17 protein-coding genes, 2 tRNA genes and 1 other RNA gene are annotated in these 22,694 nt (G+C 54.5%); 10 read left to right on the top strand and 10 right to left on the bottom strand.

Annotation, left to right across the window (positions count from 1 at the left end):
• Positions 1-3 precede the first annotated feature (3 nt).
• Both narL and narX read right to left on the bottom strand, forming a co-directional pair.
• Positions 4-654 (bottom strand): two-component system response regulator NarL, encoded by a 651-nt coding sequence (gene narL / locus ACMGGH_RS18695; protein WP_003856701.1) that lies wholly within the window; start codon positions 652-654, stop codon positions 4-6.
• Entirely contained in the window at positions 647-2,443 is a 1,797-nt protein-coding gene (gene narX / locus ACMGGH_RS18690; RefSeq protein WP_192971176.1) for a nitrate/nitrite two-component system sensor histidine kinase NarX, read from the bottom strand. The genes narL and narX overlap by 8 nt, the downstream gene beginning before the upstream one ends.
• Positions 2,444-2,752: 309 nt before the next feature.
• Here narX and ACMGGH_RS18685 point away from each other — a divergent pair, with 309 nt between their 5' ends.
• The 5 genes from ACMGGH_RS18685 (at position 2,753) to narI (ending at position 11,191) form a co-directional block, all read left to right on the top strand.
• On the top strand, positions 2,753-4,150 hold the full coding sequence (locus ACMGGH_RS18685; RefSeq protein ID WP_047364940.1) for a NarK family nitrate/nitrite MFS transporter: 1,398 nt from the start codon (positions 2,753-2,755) through the stop codon (positions 4,148-4,150).
• A gap of 381 nt (positions 4,151-4,531) precedes the next feature.
• Positions 4,532-8,275: a nitrate reductase subunit alpha gene (locus ACMGGH_RS18680; protein WP_193051683.1), complete on the top strand. Its 3,744-nt coding sequence runs from the start codon at positions 4,532-4,534 to the stop codon at positions 8,273-8,275.
• A complete protein-coding gene (narH, locus tag ACMGGH_RS18675) occupies positions 8,272-9,807 on the top strand; it encodes a nitrate reductase subunit beta (protein WP_028013444.1) in 1,536 nt (511 codons plus the stop codon). Before ACMGGH_RS18680 ends, narH begins: the two co-directional genes overlap by 4 nt.
• Entirely contained in the window at positions 9,804-10,514 is a 711-nt protein-coding gene (gene narJ / locus ACMGGH_RS18670) for a nitrate reductase molybdenum cofactor assembly chaperone (protein WP_028013443.1), read from the top strand. Before narH ends, narJ begins: the two co-directional genes overlap by 4 nt.
• On the top strand, positions 10,514-11,191 hold the full coding sequence (gene narI, locus ACMGGH_RS18665; RefSeq protein WP_021240339.1) for a respiratory nitrate reductase subunit gamma: 678 nt from the start codon (positions 10,514-10,516) through the stop codon (positions 11,189-11,191). The genes narJ and narI overlap by 1 nt, the downstream gene beginning before the upstream one ends.
• Here narI and ACMGGH_RS18660 read toward each other — a convergent pair.
• Positions 11,188-12,084, bottom strand: a complete 897-nt coding sequence (locus tag ACMGGH_RS18660) for a DMT family transporter (protein ID WP_232948363.1) — start codon at positions 12,082-12,084, stop codon at positions 11,188-11,190. The two genes, narI and ACMGGH_RS18660, sit on opposite strands and share 4 nt — an antisense overlap.
• 107 nt (positions 12,085-12,191) lie before the next feature.
• On the opposite strand from ACMGGH_RS18660, the gene ACMGGH_RS18655 reads away from it, so the two are divergent.
• Positions 12,192-12,635, top strand: a complete 444-nt coding sequence (locus tag ACMGGH_RS18655) for an Lrp/AsnC family transcriptional regulator (RefSeq protein WP_041909598.1) — start codon at positions 12,192-12,194, stop codon at positions 12,633-12,635.
• 84 nt (positions 12,636-12,719) lie between these two features.
• Here the strand turns inward: ACMGGH_RS18655 and ACMGGH_RS18650 are convergent.
• From ACMGGH_RS18650 to ACMGGH_RS18630, 5 genes are all read right to left on the bottom strand, one after another.
• A non-coding RNA gene (locus ACMGGH_RS18650) (RtT sRNA) lies at positions 12,720-12,850 on the bottom strand.
• Positions 12,851-12,894: 44 nt separating this feature from the next.
• A tRNA-Tyr gene (locus tag ACMGGH_RS18645) sits at positions 12,895-12,979 on the bottom strand.
• A 35-nt stretch (positions 12,980-13,014) separates the two neighbouring features.
• Positions 13,015-13,099 (bottom strand) — tRNA-Tyr (locus ACMGGH_RS18640).
• A gap of 158 nt (positions 13,100-13,257) precedes the next feature.
• Entirely contained in the window at positions 13,258-14,100 is an 843-nt protein-coding gene (gene purU, locus ACMGGH_RS18635) for a formyltetrahydrofolate deformylase (protein ID WP_028013439.1), read from the bottom strand.
• Between the two features lie 46 nt (positions 14,101-14,146).
• Entirely contained in the window at positions 14,147-14,605 is a 459-nt protein-coding gene (locus ACMGGH_RS18630; RefSeq protein WP_041909602.1) for a YchJ family protein, read from the bottom strand.
• Between the two features lie 114 nt (positions 14,606-14,719).
• Here ACMGGH_RS18630 and rssA point away from each other — a divergent pair, with 114 nt between their 5' ends.
• The 3 genes from rssA to galU all read left to right on the top strand — a co-directional run bounded on the left by rssA (position 14,720) and on the right by galU (position 17,836).
• Positions 14,720-15,622, top strand: coding sequence for a patatin-like phospholipase RssA (rssA, locus tag ACMGGH_RS18625; RefSeq protein WP_047368711.1), 903 nt, complete (start codon positions 14,720-14,722; stop codon positions 15,620-15,622).
• 91 nt (positions 15,623-15,713) lie between these two features.
• Positions 15,714-16,727, top strand: coding sequence for a two-component system response regulator RssB (rssB, locus tag ACMGGH_RS18620; RefSeq protein ID WP_028013436.1), 1,014 nt, complete (start codon positions 15,714-15,716; stop codon positions 16,725-16,727).
• 200 nt (positions 16,728-16,927) lie between these two features.
• The gene (gene galU, locus ACMGGH_RS18615) at positions 16,928-17,836 is read left to right on the top strand and encodes a UTP--glucose-1-phosphate uridylyltransferase GalU (RefSeq protein ID WP_028013435.1); all 909 of its coding nucleotides are present in this window, start codon (positions 16,928-16,930) and stop codon (positions 17,834-17,836) included.
• A 198-nt stretch (positions 17,837-18,034) separates the two neighbouring features.
• Here galU and hns read toward each other — a convergent pair whose 3' ends face one another.
• Positions 18,035-18,448, bottom strand: a complete 414-nt coding sequence (hns, locus tag ACMGGH_RS18610) for a histone-like nucleoid-structuring protein H-NS (RefSeq protein ID WP_028013434.1) — start codon at positions 18,446-18,448, stop codon at positions 18,035-18,037.
• A 548-nt stretch (positions 18,449-18,996) separates the two neighbouring features.
• Here hns and tdk point away from each other — a divergent pair.
• A complete protein-coding gene (gene tdk / locus ACMGGH_RS18605) occupies positions 18,997-19,611 on the top strand; it encodes a thymidine kinase (protein ID WP_028013433.1) in 615 nt (204 codons plus the stop codon).
• A gap of 66 nt (positions 19,612-19,677) precedes the next feature.
• On the opposite strand, the gene adhE is transcribed toward tdk, so the two are convergent.
• Positions 19,678-22,356 carry a bifunctional acetaldehyde-CoA/alcohol dehydrogenase gene (gene adhE, locus ACMGGH_RS18600; RefSeq protein WP_048999273.1) on the bottom strand — a complete coding sequence of 893 codons (2,679 nt, stop codon included), beginning with the start codon at positions 22,354-22,356 and terminating at the stop codon, positions 19,678-19,680.
• Between the last annotated feature and the right edge of the window lie 338 nt (positions 22,357-22,694).

The following is a 22,694-nucleotide window of genomic DNA, read 5'->3' as shown; positions in this document are numbered from 1 at the left end:
TGCCTAAAAAATACGTTCCTGATGGACCCACACCGCGGCTTCAACGCGGGATTTTAGCTTCATTTTCTTGAGCATATGCTTCACGTGCACTTTAACCGTGCTTTCGGTGATATCCAGGCGGCGGGCGATCATTTTGTTCGGCAGGCCCTGGGCAATCAGCTTCAGAATATCGCGTTCGCGCGGCGTTAACTGGCTGACGTCGCGGTCAGAGGTGGCGCGGTTCGCCCGCAGGCTGGCGGCCAGCACCGGCGTCAGGGCCTCGCTCAGCACCATCTCGCCTGCGGCGGCCTGCTGCAGCGCCTTCAGCAGGTCTTCTGGCTCCATATCCTTCAGCAGATAGCCATCCGCGCCGCGCTTCAGCGCCGTGACCACATCCTCTTCGTGGTTGGAGACGCTAAAGACCACCACGCGACCGGAAAGGGATTTCTCGCGCAGCTTGTCGAGGGTTTCCAGACCGTTCATGCCGGGCATGTTGAGATCGAGCAGGATCAGATCCGGATCGAGGGATTCGGCCAGCTCAATACCCTGTTCACCGTTGCTGGCTTCGCCAACCACGGTAATGTCGGGTGCCATGCTGACCAGCTGTTTTACGCCAGTACGCAGCATCGGATGGTCGTCGATCAACAGGATGGATGCCGGTTCCTGATTAGTCATGGGTTTCTCCTTGAGCAGTTGTAAGCGGTTTTTCGGGAATAAAGGTGACCACAACTTCCGTACCACCCGTCTCTCTCCGTCGAACCTGGCAATCACCGCGCAGGCTTTGGGCGCGGTCTCGCATAATGATTAAACCATAGTGGTTAGTGCGTTCGGCATTTTCCGGCACGCCGCGACCGTTGTCATGAACCGTCAGCCTGACCTGTTTAGCGTGCTGGCTGACGGTAACCGTAACCGCCGTCGCTTCAGCGTGTTTGAGCACGTTGCTCAGCGCTTCGCGGGCGATCTGCAGCAGATGAATCGCCTGATGGGAAGGGACAAACCGCGGCGGCAGCTGGTAATCCAGCTTCACCGGGAAGCCGAGCCGGGCGCTAAATTCCTGGCAGCTGGATTCCAGCGCCGGGCGCAGCCCCGGCTCGGTCAGCTGCAGGCGGAAGGTGGTCAGCAGCTCGCGCAGCTGTACCCAGGAGGTGTTCAGCTCGTTGCGGATCTGGCTCAGCAGCTGTTTGTTGCTTTCCGGCATTTCCGCGTCCTGCATCTGCAGGCAGCTCACCTGCATTTTCATACAGGAGAGCGACTGGGCGATAGAGTCGTGGAGCTCGCGGGCGATGGTCGCGCGCTCTTCCATGACGATCAGCTGCTGCTGTTTTTCCTGGTGCCTGTCGAGCGCCAGCGTGGCCGTTAGCTGTTCAACCAGGGTATCCACCAGCTGCTGCTGGTCGTGGCTCAGATGACGTCCGGCTGGCAGGGTGGCCAGCAGAATACCGTACTGGGTGTGGCTGTCCGTCAGCCGCCACTTCAGGGTAGTGCCGCCAGAAGCCTGCAGCGGCAGGCCGCGCGGGCACAGGTGACAGCCTTTATCATCGCAGGACATGTCGGACTGACAGGTAAACTCCTGATGATTATCTTCATCTTCCACATCGTAAACCCGCAGCTCCAGGTCATGCAGCAGAGTCAGATTTTGCAGGCCGTTCAGCACCGGCGAAAGGCGTTCACATAGTGGCACCTGCATGTGCAGCCGACGGTTGGCTTGCCACAGGAAGGAGAGGATCTCATTTTTCTGCTCCAGCCCGGCGGTTTTTTCCTGCACGCGCTGCTCCAGCACCGCGTAGCTTTCGGAGAGCTCCGCCGACATGGTGTTCAGCGCCTGGCCGAGCATGGCCATCTCGTTGCGGCCGCTGATGTGCGTGCGCTGGGTAAAATCTCTGTTCGTTACGGCGCGCGCCATCGCCAGCAGCTGTTTCCAGGGATTCAGCAGCCGCGCCCGGAGCCAGATAATGGTGAAGATCAGCAGCAGGCCCATAAACAGCGCCATGGCACGGTGTACCATTACCACCCGGTCGATGCGTAATTCGGTGGTTTGGTCGAAAGAGGAGACCAGCGCGTCAATGCGGGAGACGAAACCCGCTACGTCCTGCGCAACGGTTTCGGTGCTGCGCGCCTGTTTCAGACCGGGTTCCAGCTGGGTGTGCCAGTAGCCCTGCAGGGCTTTAAGCTGGGACTGCTGGCCGGCGCGGATGGCGGCGTTTTCCAGTTCGGGGCTGAAGGCCGTGCGCTCCATTTCATCAATTAAGGGCCGATCGTCCTGCGTCAGGGGGACCGACGCCAGCAGACGATAACTCTGCATGCGTAGAGAACCTGCCTCGTTGATGGCATGCGCATTACCCTGTACCCCTTGTACCAGCCAGCCGGAAATCGCCATGCCGGCCACGCCAAGGGCGGTAGACAGCAAAACAATCAGGGCTAGCTGATTGACGAGAGTCAGCGGTGATAAACATCTTTTTAACATAGAGTTGCCGGGCTCCTGACGTGGCCTGCTTGCAGGAATGGCGCTATTCTGGTGCATACCCTGGAGTATACCCATACCAATAAAGGATTACCCCTAAATTGCCAACGGAGTATAGGTGAAGAAGCGGTGGTAGCAAGGAACCTTCAGTGCAGTGAAAAACCACGTCTTTTTTACCGAATTATCCTACTCACTAAGGATAACCCCTTTTTTTGCGCCGCAAATCCCCGCACTTTTCCTTTGATTTATATCAACTTACCGCCGCCCTAAAACCCTAATGTTTGCAGCATCATTCGAGAATCAGAGGTGTCTATGAGTCACTCATCCGCTCCCGAAAGGGAAAATGGTGCTGTTATTACAGACTGGCGTCCAGAGGATCCGGCGTTCTGGCAACAGCGCGGCCATCGTGTAGCAAGCCGGAATCTGTGGATTTCCGTTCCGTGTCTGCTTTTAGCGTTTTGCGTATGGATGTTGTTTAGCGCGGTCGCGGTAAACCTGCCGAAAGTAGGGTTTACGTTCACGACCGATCAGCTGTTTATGCTTACCGCATTGCCGTCGCTGTCTGGGGCGCTGCTGCGTGTCCCTTACGCGTTTATGGTCCCGGTATTCGGTGGCCGTCGCTGGACGGCGTTCAGTACGGGCATCATGATCGTCCCTTGCGTGTGGCTAGGCTTCGCGGTGCAGGATACCTCCACGCCGTTCAGCGTGTTCGTGATTATCTCCCTGCTGTGCGGTTTCGCCGGCGCTAACTTCGCCTCCAGCATGGCGAACATCAGCTTCTTTTTCCCGAAAGCGAAACAGGGCGGCGCGCTGGGAATTAACGGCGGTCTGGGCAACATGGGCGTAAGCGTGATGCAGTTGATTGCGCCGCTGGCGATCTCTGTTTCTATTTTTGCCGCCTTCGGTGGCGGCGGCGTTGAGCAGGCGGATGGTTCTTCCCTCTACCTGCAGAACGCGGCCTGGATTTGGGTCCCGTTCCTGGTGGTCTTCACCCTGGCTGCGTGGTTCTTTATGAACGATCTGAGCGCGTCGAAAGCATCCCTGAGCGAGCAGCTTCCGGTGCTGAAGCGTGGACACCTGTGGGTGATGGCGCTGCTGTATCTGGCTACCTTCGGTTCGTTTATCGGCTTCTCAGCGGGCTTTGCCATGCTGTCGAAAACCCAGTTCCCGGACGTGCAGATCCTGCAATTCGCCTTCTTCGGTCCGTTCATTGGCGCACTGGCACGTTCGCTGGGCGGCATGATCTCCGACCGTCTGGGCGGGACTCGCGTTACGCTGGTGAACTTTATTGTGATGGCAGTCTTCTGCGCGCTGCTGTTCCTGACGCTGCCTTCTGACGGGCAGGGCGGTAACTTCTTTGCCTTCTTCGGCGTGTTTATGGTGCTGTTCCTGACGGCCGGGTTGGGGAGTGCTTCTACCTTCCAGATGATCTCCGTGATCTTCCGCAAGCTGACGATGGATCGCGTGAAAGCGCAGGGCGGAAGCGAAGAGCAGGCCATGCGTGAAGCGGCGACGGATACGGCTGCGGCCCTGGGCTTTATCTCGGCTATTGGCGCAATTGGCGGCTTCTTTATTCCGAAAGCGTTCGGCATCTCGCTTGACCTGACCGGCTCTCCGGCTGGCGCCATGAAAGTCTTCCTCGTCTTCTATATCGCCTGCGTCGTGATTACGTGGCTGGTATATGGCCGTAATACCAAGAAAAACAAGTAAGTGTGATTATCCGTTAACGTGGCCTTCGGGCCGCGTTTTTTTCGACTGAATAATAGTTACAACATACTGAAAGCTTTTACAGCAGTCATCTGCGGGTAACACCGTGATCGCCATCGCTTTGCAGGGATGTCTACCCCTTAATACCTGAGATGTTAAATTTTGCCGGGGTTATTGTACGATGAATGATAAATATCTTTATAAATCATTCATTTATTCGTTTTAAAAATATACCGCTTTGGTGGTATTTGGTCTAACCCCTCCTTTTACAGTCCCTCTTCGTCTTGATCGTTATCAATTCTCCCCCTCTTTCAGGGCGTTACCTTCGCTGCAAATCAGCAATGTCGATTTAGAGAGCCACAGGCTCCATACAGGAGATACCCGATGAGCAAATTTTTGGACCGGTTTCGCTACTTCAAACAGAAGGGTGAAACTTTTGCCGATGGGCACGGCCAGGTTCTGGATACCAACCGGGACTGGGAAGACGGTTACCGCCAGCGCTGGCAGCATGACAAAGTCGTCCGGTCTACCCACGGCGTAAACTGCACTGGCTCATGTAGCTGGAAGATTTTCGTTAAAAACGGTCTGGTGACCTGGGAAATGCAGCAGACCGACTATCCGCGCACCCGTCCGGATATGCCGAACCATGAACCGCGCGGCTGCCCGCGCGGGGCCAGCTACTCCTGGTATCTCTACAGCGCCAACCGTCTGAAATATCCGCTGATGCGCAAACGCCTGATGAAAATGTGGCGTGAAGCGAAAGTGCAGCACAGCGACCCGGTTGATGCGTGGGCCTCTATCATTGAAGATGCCGACAAAGCGAAAAGCTTCAAGCAGGCGCGCGGTCGCGGTGGTTTCGTTCGTTCTTCCTGGAAAGAGGTGAACGAGCTGATTGCCGCCTCCAACGTCTATACCGTAAAAACCTACGGTCCTGACCGCGTGGCGGGCTTCTCGCCAATCCCGGCGATGTCGATGGTCTCTTACGCTTCCGGCGCGCGCTACCTGTCGCTTATCGGCGGGACCTGCCTGAGCTTCTACGACTGGTACTGTGACCTGCCGCCTGCCTCTCCGCAGACCTGGGGTGAGCAGACCGACGTGCCGGAATCCGCCGACTGGTACAACTCCAGCTACATTATCGCCTGGGGCTCTAACGTTCCGCAGACCCGTACCCCGGACGCGCACTTCTTTACCGAAGTCCGCTACAAAGGGACCAAAACCGTTGCGGTCACCCCGGACTACGCGGAAATCGCCAAGCTGTGCGACCTGTGGCTGGCACCGAAACAGGGTACCGATGCCGCGATGGCGATGGCGATGGGCCACGTCATGCTGCGCGAATTCCACCTCGACAAACCGAGCCAGTACTTCACCGACTACGTGCGTCGCTACACCGACATGCCGATGCTGGTGATGCTGGAAGAGCGTGAGGGCTACTATGCCGCGGGCCGCACGCTGCGCGCCGCCGATCTGGTGGACGCGCTGGGCCAGGAAAACAACCCTGAGTGGAAAACCGTTGCCTATAACAGCAACGGCGAACTGGTGGCGCCAAACGGCTCTATCGGCTTCCGCTGGGGCGAGAAGGGCAAGTGGAACCTTGAGCAGCGCAACGGCACCACCGGTGAAGAGACGGAGCTGCGCCTCAGCATGTTGGGCAGCCAGGACGAGATCGCCGAGGTTGGCTTCCCGTACTTTGGCGGTGAAGGTTCCGAGCACTTCAACAAGGTTGAACTGAAAAACGTGCTGATGCACAAGCTGCCGGTTAAGCGCCTGCAGCTGGCCGACGGTTCTACCGCGCTGGTTACCACCGTCTATGACCTGACCATGGCGAACTACGGCCTGGAGCGCGGTCTGAACGACGAAAACTGCGCAACCAGCTATGACGACGTGAAGGCCTACACCCCGGCCTGGGCGGAGCAGATCACCGGCGTACCGCGCGCGCAGATCGTTCGTATCGCCCGCGAGTTTGCGGAAAACGCCGACAAGACCCACGGTCGCTCGATGATCATCGTGGGTGCCGGTCTGAACCACTGGTATCACCTCGATATGAACTATCGCGGTCTGATCAACATGCTGATCTTCTGCGGCTGCGTCGGTCAGAGCGGCGGCGGCTGGGCGCACTACGTGGGCCAGGAAAAACTGCGTCCGCAGACCGGCTGGCAGCCGCTGGCGTTTGCCCTTGACTGGCAGCGTCCGGCACGTCACATGAACAGCACCTCCTATTTCTATAACCACTCCAGCCAGTGGCGCTACGAGACGGTTACTGCGCAGGAACTGCTGTCGCCGATGGCGGATAAATCCCGCTACAGCGGCCACCTGATTGATTTCAACGTGCGCGCTGAACGCATGGGCTGGCTGCCGTCTGCGCCGCAGCTGGGCACTAACCCGCTGCGCATTGCACAAGAGGCGAAGCAAGCGGGCATGTCGCCGGTGGATTACACCGTGAAATCGCTCAAGGAAGGCTCCATCCGCTTCGCGGCAGAACAGCCTGAGAACGGCAAAAACCATCCGCGCAACCTGTTCATCTGGCGCTCCAACCTGCTGGGCTCGTCCGGTAAAGGCCACGAGTACATGCTGAAATACCTGCTGGGCACCGAGAACGGTATTCAGGGTAAAGACCTCGGCAAGCAGGGCGGCGTGAAGCCAGAAGAAGTGGAGTGGAAAGACAACGGTCTGGACGGCAAGCTGGATCTGGTGGTGACGCTGGACTTCCGTCTGTCCAGCACCTGCCTGTACTCCGATATCGTGCTGCCAACCGCCACCTGGTACGAAAAAGACGACATGAATACCTCGGACATGCATCCGTTTATTCATCCTCTGTCTGCCGCCGTTGACCCGGCGTGGGAATCGAAAAGCGACTGGGATATTTACAAAGACATCGCGAAGAAATTCTCCGAAGTCTGCGTAGGTCACCTGGGCAAAGAGACCGACGTGGTGACGCTTCCAATTCAGCACGACTCCGCTGCCGAACTGGCGCAGCCGCTTGACGTGAAGGACTGGAAAAAAGGCGAATGCGACCTGATCCCGGGCGTGACCGCGCCGCACATCATTCCGGTTGAACGTGATTACCCGGCAACCTACGAGCGCTTTACCTCCATCGGCCCGCTGATGGAGAAAATCGGTAACGGCGGCAAAGGCATCGCCTGGAACACCCAGAGCGAAATGGACCTGCTGCGCAAGCTCAATTACACCAAAGCAGACGGCCCGGCCAAAGGCCAGCCAATGCTGAACACGGCGATTGATGCGGCGGAGATGATCCTGACCCTGGCACCGGAAACCAACGGCCACGTGGCGGTGAAAGCGTGGGCGGCCCTGAGTGAATTTACCGGTCGCGACCACACGCATCTGGCGAAGAATAAAGAGGAAGAGAAAATCCGCTTCCGCGATATTCAGGCCCAGCCGCGCAAGATTATCTCCAGCCCGACCTGGTCTGGTCTGGAAGATGAGCATGTGTCCTATAACGCTGGTTATACCAACGTTCACGAGCTGATCCCATGGCGCACGCTTTCCGGCCGTCAGTCACTGTATCAGGACCACCAGTGGATGCGCGACTTCGGTGAAAGCCTGCTGGTGTACCGTCCGCCAATCGACACCCGCTCCGTGAAAGCGGTAATGGGCGCGAAATCGAACGGTAACCCTGAGAAGGCGCTGAACTTCCTGACGCCGCACCAGAAGTGGGGTATCCACTCCACCTACAGCGACAACCTGCTGATGCTTACCCTGTCACGCGGGGGGCCGATTGTCTGGATGAGCGAAGCGGACGCCAAAGACTTGGGTATCGAAGATAACGACTGGATTGAAGTGTTCAACAGCAACGGCGCCCTGACGGCGCGTGCGGTGGTGAGCCAGCGCGTACCGGCCGGGATGACCATGATGTATCACGCGCAGGAACGTATCGTGAACCTGCCGGGTTCAGAGATCACCGAGCAGCGCGGCGGTATTCACAACTCCGTGACCCGTATTACGCCGAAGCCGACCCACATGATCGGTGGCTATGCGCAGCTGGCCTACGGCTTTAACTACTACGGCACCGTAGGATCGAACCGCGATGAGTTCGTGGTGGTACGTAAGATGAAGAATATTAACTGGTTAGACGGCGAAGGTAATGACCAGGTACAGGAGAGCGTAAAATGAAAATTCGTTCACAAGTCGGCATGGTGCTGAATCTGGATAAATGCATCGGCTGTCATACCTGCTCGGTCACCTGTAAAAACGTCTGGACCAGCCGCGAAGGTATGGAGTACGCCTGGTTCAACAACGTGGAAAGCAAGCCGGGCACCGGCTTCCCGACCGACTGGGAAAACCAGGAGAAGTGGAAGGGCGGCTGGATCCGCAAAATCAACGGCAAGCTGCAGCCGCGCATGGGTAACCGCGCAATGCTGCTGGGTAAAATCTTCGCTAACCCGCACCTGCCGGGCATTGAGGACTATTACGAGCCGTTTGATTACGACTACCAGAACCTGCACAACGCGCCGGAAAGCAAACACCAGCCGATCGCCCGCCCTCGCTCGCTGATCACTGGTCAGCGCATGGACAAAATTACCAGCGGTCCAAACTGGGAAGAAATTTTGGGCGGCGAGTTCGAAAAGCGCGCCAAAGACCAGAACTTCGAGAACATGCAGAAGGCGATGTACGGCCAGTTCGAAAACACCTTCATGATGTATCTGCCGCGCCTGTGCGAACACTGCCTGAACCCGGCGTGCGTCGCGACCTGCCCGAGCGGTGCCATCTACAAGCGTGAAGAAGACGGCATCGTACTTATCGACCAGGACAAGTGCCGCGGCTGGCGCATGTGCATCACCGGCTGTCCGTACAAAAAAATCTACTTCAACTGGAAGAGCGGTAAGTCTGAGAAGTGCATCTTCTGCTACCCGCGTATCGAAGCCGGTATGCCGACCGTCTGCTCCGAGAGCTGCGTAGGTCGTATTCGTTACCTCGGCGTGCTGCTGTACGACGCGGACGCGATTGAGAATGCCGCAAGCACCGAGAATGAGAAAGATCTCTATCAGCGTCAACTGGACGTCTTCCTCGATCCGAACGATCCGAAGGTGATTGAGCAGGCGCTGAAAGACGGCATTCCGCAGAGCGTCATCGACGCCGCACAGCAGTCGCCGGTGTACAAAATGGCGATGGACTGGAAGCTGGCTCTGCCGCTGCACCCGGAATACCGCACCCTGCCGATGGTCTGGTACGTGCCGCCGCTGTCTCCGATTCAGTCTGCGGCGGACGCGGGCGAGCTGGGCAGCAACGGCATTCTGCCTGACGTGGAAAGCCTGCGTATCCCGGTTCAGTACCTGGCCAACCTGCTGACCGCCGGTGATACCCAGCCGGTACTGCTGGCGCTGAAACGTATGCTGGCGATGCGCCACTTCAAACGTGCGGAAACCGTTGACGGCGTGAACGATACCCGCGCGCTGGAAGAGGTCGGCCTGACCGAAGCGCAGGCCCAGGAGATGTACCGCTATCTGGCAATCGCTAACTACGAAGATCGTTTCGTGGTGCCAAGCAGCCACCGCGAGCTGGCGCGCGAGGCCTTCCCGGAGAAAAGCGGGTGTGGCTTTACCTTTGGCGACGGTTGCCACGGGTCAGACAGTAAATTCAACCTGTTCAACAGCCGCCGCATCGACGCCATGGATGTGACCAGCAAAACGGAGCCGCACCAATGATTGAACTCGTCATTGTTTCGCGTCTGCTCGAGTACCCTGATGCTGCGCTTGCGCAGCATCAACAGGAACTCTTTGATGCACTCGCGTCATCTGAAAACTTGGATAAAGAGGATGCCCAGCGGCTTGGCGTTTTCCTCCGCGATCTGCTGGCGCGCGATCTGCTCGACGCGCAGGCGGACTACAGCCAGCTGTTTGACCGTGGTCGTGCGACGTCTCTGCTGCTGTTTGAGCACGTTCACGGTGAATCCCGCGACCGCGGTCAGGCGATGGTGGACCTGATGGCCCAGTACGAGCAGCACGGCCTGCAGCTCGACAGCCGCGAGCTTCCGGACCACCTGCCGCTGTACCTGGAGTATCTGGCGCAGCTGCCGAAAGAAGAGGCGCTGGGCGGTCTGCAGGATATCGCCCCGATTCTTGCGCTGCTCGGCGCGCGTCTACAGCAGCGCGAGAGCCGCTATGCCGTACTGTTCGATCTGCTGGTGAAGCTGGCGAACGCCTCTGTAGACAGTGAAAAAGTGGCGGAGAAAATTGCGGATGAAGCCCGCGACGATACCCCGCAAGCGCTGGATGCGGTCTGGGAAGAAGAGCAGGTGAAATTCTTTGCTGACCAGAACTGCGGCGAGTCTGAAATCTCCGCTCACCAGCGTCGTTTTGCCGGCGCGGTTGCCCCGCAATATTTGAATATCTCTAACGGAGGACGGCACTAATGCACTTCCTGAATATGTTCTTCTTTGACATTTACCCGTATATCGCGGGCACCGTATTCCTGGTGGGAAGCTGGCTGCGCTATGACTACGGCCAGTACACCTGGCGTGCTGCCTCCAGCCAGATGCTGGATCGCAAAGGGATGCACGTCGCGTCTAACCTGTTCCACATCGGTATTTTGGGGATTTTTGCCGGTCACTTCCTTGGGATGCTGACGCCGCACTGGATGTACGAAGCGTGGCTGCCGATTGAAGTGAAGCAGAAGATGGCGATGATCGCCGGCGGTGCTTGCGGCGTGATGACCCTGGTGGGTGGCCTGCTGCTGCTGAAACGTCGTCTGTTCAGCCCGCGCGTGCGTGCAACCACCACTGCAGCGGACATCCTGATCCTCTCCCTGCTGATGGTGCAGTGCGCGCTGGGTCTGCTGACTATTCCATTCTCTGCGCAGCATATGGACGGCAGTGAAATGATGAAGCTGGTGGGGTGGGCGCAGTCCGTCGTGACCTTCCACGGCGGAGCGTCTGAGCACCTGGACGGCGTGGCGTTTATCTTCCGCGTTCACCTGGTGCTGGGGATGACGCTGTTTGTGCTGTTCCCGTTCTCCCGACTGGTGCATATCTGGAGCGCGCCGGTGGAGTACCTGACGCGCAAATACCAGATTGTGCGTGCCCGTCGCTAATTCAGCGTCTTGATACCAACCCCGCTTTCGCGGGGTTTTTTTTCGCCCCAGCCCAGGTTGTTGCCCGCTGCAGCAAACAGGATCAACGCGCCGCCCGCCAGCTGCGTCAGGTTCAGCGAGTGCCCGAACACCAGGTTATCGACAACGATCGCCACCACCGGATAGATAAACGACAGGGAGCCGGTAATGGGGGTAGGTAGCTTCTGAATCGCGCTGTAGAGCAGCTGATACATAATGCCGGTATGGACGATGCCGAGCGTCAGCAGGATCGGCCAGGGAAAATCACCGGAAAATGACGGCCAGCTGGCAAACGGCAGAAGCATCACGACGCCCGTCAGCACCTGAATAAAGGCAATATGCTGCGGTGCGATAGTTTTCAGTTTGCGCGCAATGACTGCCGTCAGCGCGTAGAAGAAGGCCGCGGCCATTGCCAGACCGATACCCGCCAGCCATTCAGTGTCGTGGGTGCCGGTCAGCTCGCTGGAGAGCAGTATCACCACGCCGCCGAAGGCGAGGAACAGCCAGCCCCATTTCACCACGCTGACGCGCTCGCCTAAAAACATCCCCATCAGGACCAGCATAAACGGCTGAGTGTTATAGACCACGGTCGAAAGACCAATAGAGATCCGCTCATAGGCTGCGAAGAGCAGCAGCCAGTTCACCACTAATGCCACACCGCCGAGAATCGCCAGCAGCAGCGTGGTGCGGGTGAGGGGGCTAAAGGGCTTTTGACTTACCCGGATAAAAATGAAAAGCGCTATTGCCCCAATAAGGCAGCGCCAGAACACCACTTCCGTCACCGGCAGACCGCTGAGCAAAACAAACGCGCCGATAGAGCCGGAAATTAACATCGCCAGACTCATCTGCCAGACGCCTTTATGTAAATCACGCATTATTCACCTCCTGATTAATAACGCTATTGTCGGAAATCGCTGTTGGGTTTTACAGGGATGAGATAAGGTTGAAGGTGTTAACTGCTTTTTTAAATTAGGTGAAACGAGTGGAATACCTTATTGATGATATCGATCGGCAAATTTTAGCCTGCCTGGTTGAGGATGCGCGCATGTCGTTGAAGGTGCTCAGCGGCCGTATCGGCCTGACCTCACCCAGCACGGCAGAGCGTCTGAAGCGGCTGGAAGAGCGCGGTGTGATTCAGGGCTATGGCGCACGGGTGAATCTCGCGGCGCTGGGGTATACGCTGCAGGCGCTGGTACGGGTGCGGCCTTTGCCGGGGCTGTTGCATAAGGTGGATAAATACATACAGGCGATGCCGGAGTGTATTGAGAGCGACAAGGTGACCGGGGAAGACTGCTTTGTGATTAGGCTGGTGGTGCGATCGATAGAACAACTGGATGCGCTGCTGGACGGGCTGGCGGAACATGCCCAATGTAATACGTCGATTGTGAAAAGTTCGCCGGTGAAGCGTCGTTTGCCGCCAATGTAGTCGTCTGTCGCCGGGTGGCGGCTGCGCCTTACCAGGCCTACGAAGGCGGACTCGGTTCGATTTTGTTCGGGTTTTTTGAAGTGATGGTGGTGGGGGAAGGATTACTCGGCGCGTTGCGCCTCGCCCTTCGGGTCGTTGCCTGCGGCAACGCTTTCTCGCTGCGCTCGAATCGAACCTTAGTCGAAGCTTCTCATCCTTCCCCTTGCGGAAATACATAATGCACGGTGCGAGCAGAATGTTAAGTGTCATTTGAAAGTGATGGTGGTGGGGGAAGGATTCGAACCTTCGAAGTCGATGACGGCAGATTTACAGTCTGCTCCCTTTGGCCGCTCGGGAACCCCACCAGGGGTAATTCAAATTTTGAGGTCGTGCTGAGAGATGGTGGTGGGGGAAGGATTCGAACCTTCGAAGTCGATGACGGCAGATTTACAGTCTGCTCCCTTTGGCCGCTCGGGAACCCCACCACGGGGTAATGCGTTTTTACTGGCCTGCTTCCTGCTGGAAGCGGGGCGCATCATATCAAATGAGACGCCCCTGTAAAGCATTCCTTTAGGGAAAAGAAGCTGTTTGCCTGCTTTTTATCCGTAAAGGCGCAAAGCTAATCAATTCATTTTCCGAAAGATTAAAGAATGATGGTTCTGTTACCGTAGACAAAGACACGCTGCGCCAGCACCTGATACAGGGCACGACTCAACACGTTCTTCTCAACGTCACGTCCGGCGCGCATCATATCTTCTGCGGTGTAGGTGTGATCCACGTGAATCACGTCCTGCATGATGATTGGACCTTCGTCCAGATTGTCATTCACGTAGTGCGCGGTTGCGCCGATGATCTTCACGCCGCGCTCGTACGCCTGGTGATAAGGCCGCGCGCCAATAAAGGCCGGCAGGAACGAGTGGTGAATGTTGATAATCTTGTTCGGGAAGCGGGCGACGAAGGAAGGCGTCAGCACGCGCATATATTTCGCCAGCACCACGTAGTCCGGGTTATGCGCTTCAATGGCAGCAGCCATCAGGTTGTCGTGCTCTTCACGGGTATGGCCTTCATGGCTCACCAGCTCAAACGGAATATCAAAACGCTCAACCAGCGTGCGCAGGGTTTCGTGGTTGCCAATAACAGCGGCAATTTCTACGTCCAGGCCGCCGTAATTGGCCTTCATCAACAGATCGCCCAGGCAGTGAGCTTCTTTCGTCACCAGAATCACAATGCGACGACGGCCCGCAGGATTCAGCTCACGCACGGAACCGTCCGGCAGCGCGCTGTCCAGATCGGCCAGCAGGGTGGTGTCGTTGAAAATGCCTTCCAGTTCGGTACGCATGAAGAAGCGACCGGTACGGTGGTCAACGAACTCGTTGTTCTGCACGATATTCAGTTCATGCTTGTAGCAAATATTGGTGATTCGTGCGATCAGCCCTTTTTGATCGGGACAGATAGTGCGCAGAACTTTACGTTGTAATGATTGCATCGCCGGGAAATCCTGTTTGTATTTGCGAAGTCTGGGTTGTCAGGCGTTACTGCCCGCAACACTTTTTGAATTTTTTTCCTGAACCACAAGGGCAGGTATCGTTACGACCAAACTGTGGGCGCGTACCGTCAATATAATACCACTGCCCGCTTTCCTTTAAGAACCGGGAACGCTCGATAATGGCGCCAGGCCTGGCGTTCTCGGTAAAACGGGCAACAAAGCTGACAAAGCCTTCGTCGTGGTGGCTACCGGGTGACGATTCAAACACGGTAAGCCCAAGCCAGTGGGTGTTGGCGAACCCGGCTTCGATCTCCTGTCGGAAATCGGCGGCGTGGCAGGACGGGTGCCAGGTTTTTATCAGGTAGTCTGCGTCTTTGATCACAAAAGCAGTATACCGTGAACGCATGAGGTGTGACGGATCCGGTGCAACCTGATTGCCAGAAAGATATCGCTGGCAACATAGGCTATACTCCAGAGCGCTACCACAGGGGCAGAGTTGAGACACGATTCTCTTCCTGGAACAAAAAATAAGGGCGTAAAACGCCTCGGGTAGCACTATGTTAACTGAGCAGTTGCGTTGACGCTATGTCAGGAATCCAGGGGAAGTAAAACAGGGCTAATGAGAAAGGTTAAAATTGGACTGGCGCTGGGATCAGGTGCAGCCCGGGGATGGTCTCATATCGGCGTGATTAATGCCTTAAACAAGATGGGCGTTGACGTCGATATCGTAGCAGGATGTTCAATCGGATCGCTTGTCGGCTCCGCCTACGCGTGCGGCAAGCTTCCGGATCTCGAAACCTGGGTGCGCTCCTTCAGCTATTGGGACGTGCTGCGTCTGATGGATCTCTCCTGGCAGCGCGGTGGGCTGTTGCGCGGTGAACGCGTCTTTAACCAGTTCCGCCGGGTGATGCCTCTCGAAGACTTTACTGACTGCCGGATGCCTTTCGGCGCCGTCGCAACCAATCTCAGCACAGGCCGTGAACTCTGGCTGACCGAAGGGGATATTCACCTTGCGGTGCGTGCTTCATGCAGTATTCCTGGGCTTATGGCGCCCGTGCCCCATAACGGTTACTGGCTTGTCGATGGTGGCGTCGTGAACCCGGTTCCCATCTCTCTGACGCGCGCCATGGGGGCGGACATCGTCATCGCCGTTGATTTGCAGCACGACGCTCATCTGATGCAGCAAGACCTTATGCCGGTCAATCTGCAGAGCGAAGATGCCGACATCGAAAAGCTTGCCTGGCATGAACGCCTGCGCGGAAGAATTGGTCGCCTGGCCGCACGACGCTCGGTTGCCGCACCGACGGCCATGGAGATCATGACCACCTCAATTCAGGTTCTTGAGAATCGCCTTAAACGTAACCGTATGGCTGGCGATCCTCCGGATATTCTTATTCAGCCTTACTGTCCGCAAATCTCTACCCTTGATTTCCATCGGGCTGAGGCCGCCATCGCAGCGGGCTCGCTAGCCGTCGAAAAGAAAATAGACGAGTTGCTGCCGTTTGTGCGAACAGCACGTTAAGCACCTTTTTTTGACTACTTCAGCAAAATCTGACAGGCGATAGTGCCGATAGCATGCCACTATTTAGTAACTGTCAGCCAGGGGAGGAACCATGACGCAGCCATTGGCCGGAAAACACATTTTGATTGTTGAAGACGAGCCCGTTTTCCGATCGCTACTGGATTCGTGGTTATCCTCGCTGGGAGCAAACACTTTACTGGCTGAAGATGGTGTCGACGCGCTGGAAAAAATGACCGGTATTACGCCCGATCTGATGATTTGCGACATCGCGATGCCGCGAATGAATGGGCTGAAACTGGTTGAACATCTGCGCAACGAGGGGGACCAGATGCCCATTCTGGTGATCTCCGCGACAGAAAATATGGCGGATATTGCCAAAGCATTACGTCTTGGCGTTCAGGATATTCTGCTGAAACCCGTCAAAGATCTGAACCGGTTACGTGAGACGGTATTAGCGTGCCTTTATCCAAATATGTTTAATTCCCGCGTTGAGGAAGAGGAACGCCTTTTTCAGGACTGGGACGCGCTGGTGAGTAATCCGCCAGCGGCGGCGAAATTGTTGCAAGAACTTCAGCCTCCCGTTCAGCAAACTATTTCCCACTGCCGCGTAAACTATCGCCAGCTGGTGGCGGCCGATCAGCCTGGGCTGGTGCTGGATATTGCACCTCTGTCTGATTCCGACCTCGCATTTTATTCTCTGGACGTAACCCGTGCAGGGGATAATGGCGTATTAGCTGCATTGTTACTTCGCGCGCTCTTTAATGGATTATTGCAGGAACAGTTATCACATCAGGGACAACGGCTCCCTGAGTTAGGCAGTTTACTCAAACAGGTAAACCAGCTTTTTCGTCAGGCCAATTTACCCGGACAGTTCCCGCTGCTGGTTGGTTATTACCATAGCGGTTTAAAGAATCTTATCCTCGTTTCTGCAGGTCTCAACGCGTCACTGAATACCGGGGAACACCATATTCAGGTGAGTAACGGGGTGCCGCTTGGAACACTGGGAACGGCGTATCTAAATCAAATTAGCCATCGCTGTTCTTCCTGGCAGTGCCAAATTTGGGGTGCCGGGGGAAGGCTTCGCTTAATGTTGTCCACGGAATAAGCAATTGGATCTTAATTTTAAGATTGCTTTACCTGTGTTTTCTCGGGAGTGCTACTATCGCTGCCCAGATTCATGCGTATTTGTCCTAATTCATCGGCAACGCGTTCTTTTCAGACCCGGACTGCGGGGCGAGGCTGATATACTCAACGCGTTATTTATTGCATAAAAGTTCAAAACTTGAACAGCTCAGGAGAATTTGAATGGCTGCCCTAAATTCGAAAGTCAGAAAGGCCGTCATCCCGGTAGCGGGATTGGGGACCAGGATGTTACCAGCAACTAAGGCGATTCCTAAAGAGATGCTGCCTCTGGTTGATAAGCCATTAATCCAGTATGTCGTTAATGAGTGTATCGCGGCCGGCATTACTGAAATTGTGCTGGTTACGCATTCATCTAAAAACTCTATCGAAAACCACTTCGATACAAGTTTTGAACTCGAAGCCATGCTGGAAAAACGCGTTAAGCGTCAGCTGTTAGAAGAAGTTCAGTCTATTTGCCCTCCGCACGTTACCATTATGCAGGTTCGTCAGGGGCTGGCTAAAGGTCTGGGCCACGCGGTTATGTGTGCACACCCGGTTGTGGGTGATGAGCCCGTCGCGGTTATTCTGCCTGACGTGATTCTGGATGAATACGAATCCGATCTCTCTCAGGACAACCTGGCTGAGATGATCCACCGCTTTGACGAAACGGGCTGCAGCCAGATTATGGTTGAGCCAGTTGAAGACGTGACCGCTTACGGTGTGGTTGACTGCAAGGGCGTGAACCTTGAGCCAGGCGAAAGCGTGCCAATGGTTGGTGTCGTAGAGAAGCCTAAAGCCGACGTAGCGCCGTCTAATCTGGCAGTGGTGGGTCGCTATGTCCTGAGTGCTGAAATCTGGCCTCTGCTGGCGAAAACGCCTCCAGGAGCAGGGGATGAAATCCAGCTGACGGATGCCATTGATATGCTGATCGAGAAAGAGACCGTTGAGGCTTACCACATGAAAGGTAAGAGCCATGACTGCGGTAATAAGCTCGGTTATATGCAGGCGTTCGTTGAATACGGCATTCGCCATAATACGCTGGGTGAAGAATTTAAAGGCTGGCTCAAAGAGAGTATGGGTATTAAGAAATAATCCAGGCGTAAATCTATGAAACCGGTGTGGCCCTGCCCACCGGTTTTTTTATGCCCATAAAACGCCATGATCAGCCTGTTTGTAAGCGAAACTAAATAGTCGAATAACGCTTTATGACGGAGTGTAAGAGGATGTTAGTGATAAATTGCGGGCAAAAAAAATCCCACCAGAGGCGGGATTTTTCTGAATTCGGCTTGATTAATCCTTGATCAGGAAGTCATCCAGCTGTTTACCTTGCTCATCCATAGCTTTCTTGATTACAGCAGGAGTACGGCCCTGGCCGGTCCAGGTTTTAGTTTCGCCGTTCTCATCTACATAGCTATATTTAGCAGGACGGGCAGCGCGTTTTGCTTTGGTACCGGTTTTTGCAGCAGCAATGCTGTTCAGCAATTCATTTGGATCGATACCATCAGCAATCAGCATTTCACGATATTGCTGCAGTTTACGCGTACGCTCTTCGATTTCAGCAGCAGCAGCGCTTTCTTCTTCGCGACGTTCATTAACTACAACTTCTAATTTTTCCAGCATTTCTTCGAGCGTTTCAAGGGTACATTCTCTTGCCTGCGCACGAAGAGTACGGATGTTGTTCAGAATTTTAAGTGCTTCGCTCATTGTAGTAATCTCAAACTTATAATGGGGGGTGGTTTGTTGACCTAATAATAGAGCCATAAATTCAGATGTGCAATAGCCAGGAATGTAAGGAATTCAAAAAATACTAAATAAAGCCGCTATTATTAATTACGCTAACTTAAATTTCCTCTTTGGCAGTCTCGCTTGTTATCACGATAACCTGCTTAACCCCGCCGCTTGCATCTTTTTTTTGTGACATTTGCCGCAGGAATTATAGTTTCGGCGGATAAATATCAGCCTTTTGTATTAGTTCCAGGCGACGATGTTAAGGCAGGAATAGTTAATAAATAGTGAATTTTAATGAACGTAGATTCCACAATAAAAAGAAGTGTTATGTTTGGCTAATCATATAACCTGTTCACCAGCATGACCGCCATTACTCTCTGTTTTAGCGGATTATTTTTGCGAAAAGAGGGTGTTTTACACCTTTCAGCACGGCATCGTTTGTGCGGAGTGTCGCTGATGACCAGACAAAATATGGTACAATGAATCATCGGGAATATTACACATTGATTAGGGTTTTACGGCCAATGGCACAACTTTATTTCTACTATTCGGCAATGAATGCCGGGAAATCCACCGCACTGCTGCAATCCTCATACAATTACCAGGAACGAGGAATGCGTACCGTTGTTTATACCGCTGAAATCGACGATCGCTTCGGTGCAGGGAAGGTGAGTTCCAGAATAGGCCTCTCTTCGCCAGCCAGGCTGTTTAACCCGCAAACTGACCTGCTGGAGGATATCCGCGCTGCGCATGCGTCAGAGCCCATTCACTGCGTGCTGGTTGATGAGAGCCAGTTCCTGACGCGTGAACAGGTGCACGCGCTCTCTGAAGTGGTTGATGAGCTCGATATCCCCGTTCTGTGCTACGGGCTGCGTACGGACTTCCGCGGGGAGCTGTTTGCCGGAAGCCAGTATTTGCTTGCCTGGTCAGATAAGCTGGTTGAACTAAAAACTATCTGTTTCTGCGGACGCAAGGCCAGCATGGTGCTTCGTCTCGACCAGGCTGGAAAACCTTATGCGGACGGTGAGCAGGTGGTGATTGGTGGCAATGAACGCTATGTGTCGGTCTGCCGTAAGCATTATAAGGAAGCGTTGTCCGTAGGCTCGCTGACGGCGATCCAGCACGACAACAGAAAATAATATCTGCCGTTATTCAGACATAAAAAAAACCCGCCATACAGGCGGGTTTTTTCCTCAGACTGTCAATTAAGCGCTTTTCTTCGCTTTCTTGTCAGCTTTAATGATCGGAGCTTCTGCTTTCACAGCAGCAACGTCACCTTCTTTGAACTCACGACCGTAGTAGGTATCCAGCAGAATCTGTTTCAGCTCGGAGATCAGTGGGTAGCGCGGGTTAGCACCAGTACACTGGTCATCGAAGGCATCTTCAGACAGCTTGTCTACGTGAGCGAGGAAGTCAGCTTCCTGAACGCCTGCTTCACGGATAGATTTAGGAATACCCAGTTCAGCTTTCAGGCTTTCCAGCCATGCCAGCAGTTTCTCAATCTTCGCAGCAGTACGGTCGCCCGGTGCGCTCAGACCAAGGTGGTCAGCGATTTCAGCATAACGACGGCGCGCTTGCGGACGGTCATACTGGCTGAACGCAGTCTGCTTGGTTGGGTTGTCGTTGGCGTTATAGCGGATAACGTTGCTGATCAACAGGGCGTTCGCCAGACCGTGAGGAATGTGGAACTGTGAACCCAGCTTGTGCGCCATAGAGTGGCAAACACCCAGGAAGGCGTTCGCAAACGCGATACCGGCGATGGTTGCTGCACTGTGGACACGTTCACGTGCTACAGGGTTTTTAGAACCTTCGTTGTAGGACGCTGGCAGGTTTTCTTTCAGCAGTTTCAGAGCCTGCAGAGCCTGACCGTCAGAGAACTCAGACGCCAGTACAGAAACGTAGGCTTCCAGCGCGTGAGTCACGGCATCCAGACCACCGAACGCACACAGAGACTTCGGCATTTCCATTACCAGGTTGGCATCAACGATAGCCATATCTGGCGTCAGCGCGTAGTCAGCCAGCGGGTATTTCTGACCTGTTGCGTCATCTGTTACTACCGCGAATGGCGTCACTTCTGAGCCGGTACCGGAAGTAGTGGTGACGGCGATCATTTTCGCTTTCACGCCCATTTTCGGGAACTTGTAGATACGTTTACGGATGTCCATAAAGCGCAGCGCCAGCTCTTCGAAGTGGGTTTCCGGATGTTCGTACATAACCCACATGATTTTCGCGGCGTCCATTGGGGAACCACCACCCAGTGCGATAATCACATCTGGTTTGAAGGAGTTCGCCAGTTCAGCACCCTTGCGTACAACGCTCAGGGTTGGGTCAGCTTCAACTTCGAAGAACACTTCAGTTTCGACGCCAGCCGCTTTCAGCACAGAGGTAATCTGGTCAGCGTAGCCGTTGTTGAACAGGAAACGGTCAGTCACGATGAGCGCACGTTTGTGGCCATCAGTAATCACTTCATCCAGCGCGATTGGCAGAGAGCCACGGCGGAAGTAGATAGATTTCGGAAGTTTGTGCCACAACATGTTTTCAGCTCGCTTAGCAACGGTTTTCTTGTTGATCAGGTGTTTTGGACCAACGTTTTCAGAGATGGAGTTACCACCCCAGGAACCACAACCCAGAGTCAGGGAAGGTGCGAGTTTGAAGTTATACAGGTCACCGATACCACCCTGAGAAGCAGGGGTGTTAATCAGGATACGGGCAGTTTTCATCATCTGACCGAAGTGGGCGACACGCTCTGGCTGGTTATCCTGGTCGGTGTACAGACATGAGGTATGACCGATACCGCCCATGGCAACCAGCTTCTCGGCTTTTTCTACCGCGTCTTCGAAATCTTTCGCACGATACATAGCAAGCGTAGGAGACAGTTTTTCGTGAGCAAACGGCTCGCTTTCGTCAACAACTTTAACTTCACCGATCAGGATCTTGGTGGTCGCCGGAACGGTAAAGCCTGCGAGTTCAGCGATTTTATAGGCTGGCTGACCTACGATAGCAGCGTTCAGCGCGCCATTCTTCAGGATAATGTCCTGAACCGCTTTCAGCTCTTTGCCCTGCAGCAGGTAGCCGCCGTGGCTGGCGAAACGCTCGCGTACTGCGTCGTACACGGAATCAACAACAACTACAGACTGTTCAGATGCACAGATAACGCCGTTATCGAAGGTTTTAGACATCAGCACAGACGCAACAGCACGTTTGATGTCAGCGGTTTCATCGATAACAACGGGGGTGTTACCTGCGCCTACACCGATTGCTGGTTTACCGGAGCTGTATGCTGCTTTAACCATACCAGGACCACCGGTCGCCAGAATCAGGTTAATGTCCGGGTGATGCATCAGCGCGTTAGACAGTTCAACAGAAGGTTGGTCGATCCAACCAATCAGATCTTTTGGTGCGCCCGCAGCAATTGCTGCCTGCAGAACGATGTCGGCTGCTTTATTTGTTGCGTCTTTCGCACGTGGATGTGGAGAGAAGATGATTGCGTTACGGGTCTTCAGGCTGATCAGCGATTTGAAGATAGCCGTTGAAGTAGGGTTAGTCGTTGGAACAATACCGCAAATGATGCCGATAGGTTCGGCGATGGTGATCGTCCCGAAGGTGTCGTCTTCAGACAGAACGCCACAGGTTTTCTCATCTTTATAGGCGTTGTAGATATACTCAGAAGCAAAGTGGTTTTTGATCACTTTATCTTCAACGATACCCATGCCAGATTCGGCAACGGCCATTTTAGCGAGAGGGATTCGAGCATCTGCAGCAGCCAGAGCGGCCGCGCGGAAGATTTTATCAACCTGTTCTTGGGTGAAATTGGCATATTCACGCTGGGCTTTTTTAACGCGCTCGACGAGGGCGTTCAGTTCAGCGATATTAGTAACAGCCATAATGCTCTCCTGATAATGTTTAAACTCTTTTAGTAAACCAGCGCTCGATACGTCAGACAGTATAGACAGTGCCAATATGACTTGCGTTACATAAAGTAAAACAAAGGGTTACTTTATGCTCCAGTACACTAATTTACTAAAAGAGCCTTACCTTAGCATCATCCCTTTTTGTCAGGTGACCTCCCTGGGGGCGTAATCAAGATTACTCACTTCTGAGTACGGAAATCATGATCTGCGTCAATTTTCCACCAAGCTGATACCTTTCAGCAGGGTTATTTAATGGATATATTTCCACTGTTAATTAATTAAGTAACTATTGGAAGTGACGCTATCATTGT

It is taken from the genome of Enterobacter sp. BNK-16 (assembly GCF_048684955.1).
Taxonomy (GTDB): domain Bacteria; phylum Pseudomonadota; class Gammaproteobacteria; order Enterobacterales; family Enterobacteriaceae; genus Enterobacter; species Enterobacter bugandensis.
This window is presented reverse-complemented; position numbering and strand designations above follow the sequence as displayed.

What these genes read in the sequence shown, in the direction of transcription:
- ACMGGH_RS18685 (WP_047364940.1), top strand. Translation starts at nt 2,753, where the DNA reads ATGAGTCACTCATCCGCTCCCGAAAGGGAAAATGGTGCTGTTATTACA.
- galU (WP_028013435.1), top strand. Translation starts at nt 16,928, where the DNA reads ATGGCTGCCCTAAATTCGAAAGTCAGAAAGGCCGTCATCCCGGTAGCG.
- adhE (WP_048999273.1), bottom strand. Translation starts at nt 22,356, where the DNA reads ATGGCTGTTACTAATATCGCTGAACTGAACGCCCTCGTCGAGCGCGTT.
- narL (WP_003856701.1), bottom strand. Translation starts at nt 654, where the DNA reads ATGACTAATCAGGAACCGGCATCCATCCTGTTGATCGACGACCATCCG.
- narI (WP_021240339.1), top strand. Translation starts at nt 10,514, where the DNA reads ATGCACTTCCTGAATATGTTCTTCTTTGACATTTACCCGTATATCGCG.
- narX (WP_192971176.1), bottom strand. Translation starts at nt 2,443, where the DNA reads ATGTTAAAAAGATGTTTATCACCGCTGACTCTCGTCAATCAGCTAGCC.
- purU (WP_028013439.1), bottom strand. Translation starts at nt 14,100, where the DNA reads ATGCAATCATTACAACGTAAAGTTCTGCGCACTATCTGTCCCGATCAA.
- tdk (WP_028013433.1), top strand. Translation starts at nt 18,997, where the DNA reads ATGGCACAACTTTATTTCTACTATTCGGCAATGAATGCCGGGAAATCC.
- hns (WP_028013434.1), bottom strand. Translation starts at nt 18,448, where the DNA reads ATGAGCGAAGCACTTAAAATTCTGAACAACATCCGTACTCTTCGTGCG.
- narH (WP_028013444.1), top strand. Translation starts at nt 8,272, where the DNA reads ATGAAAATTCGTTCACAAGTCGGCATGGTGCTGAATCTGGATAAATGC.
- rssB (WP_028013436.1), top strand. Translation starts at nt 15,714, where the DNA reads ATGACGCAGCCATTGGCCGGAAAACACATTTTGATTGTTGAAGACGAG.
- narJ (WP_028013443.1), top strand. Translation starts at nt 9,804, where the DNA reads ATGATTGAACTCGTCATTGTTTCGCGTCTGCTCGAGTACCCTGATGCT.
- ACMGGH_RS18660 (WP_232948363.1), bottom strand. Translation starts at nt 12,084, where the DNA reads ATGCGTGATTTACATAAAGGCGTCTGGCAGATGAGTCTGGCGATGTTA.
- ACMGGH_RS18680 (WP_193051683.1), top strand. Translation starts at nt 4,532, where the DNA reads ATGAGCAAATTTTTGGACCGGTTTCGCTACTTCAAACAGAAGGGTGAA.
- rssA (WP_047368711.1), top strand. Translation starts at nt 14,720, where the DNA reads ATGAGAAAGGTTAAAATTGGACTGGCGCTGGGATCAGGTGCAGCCCGG.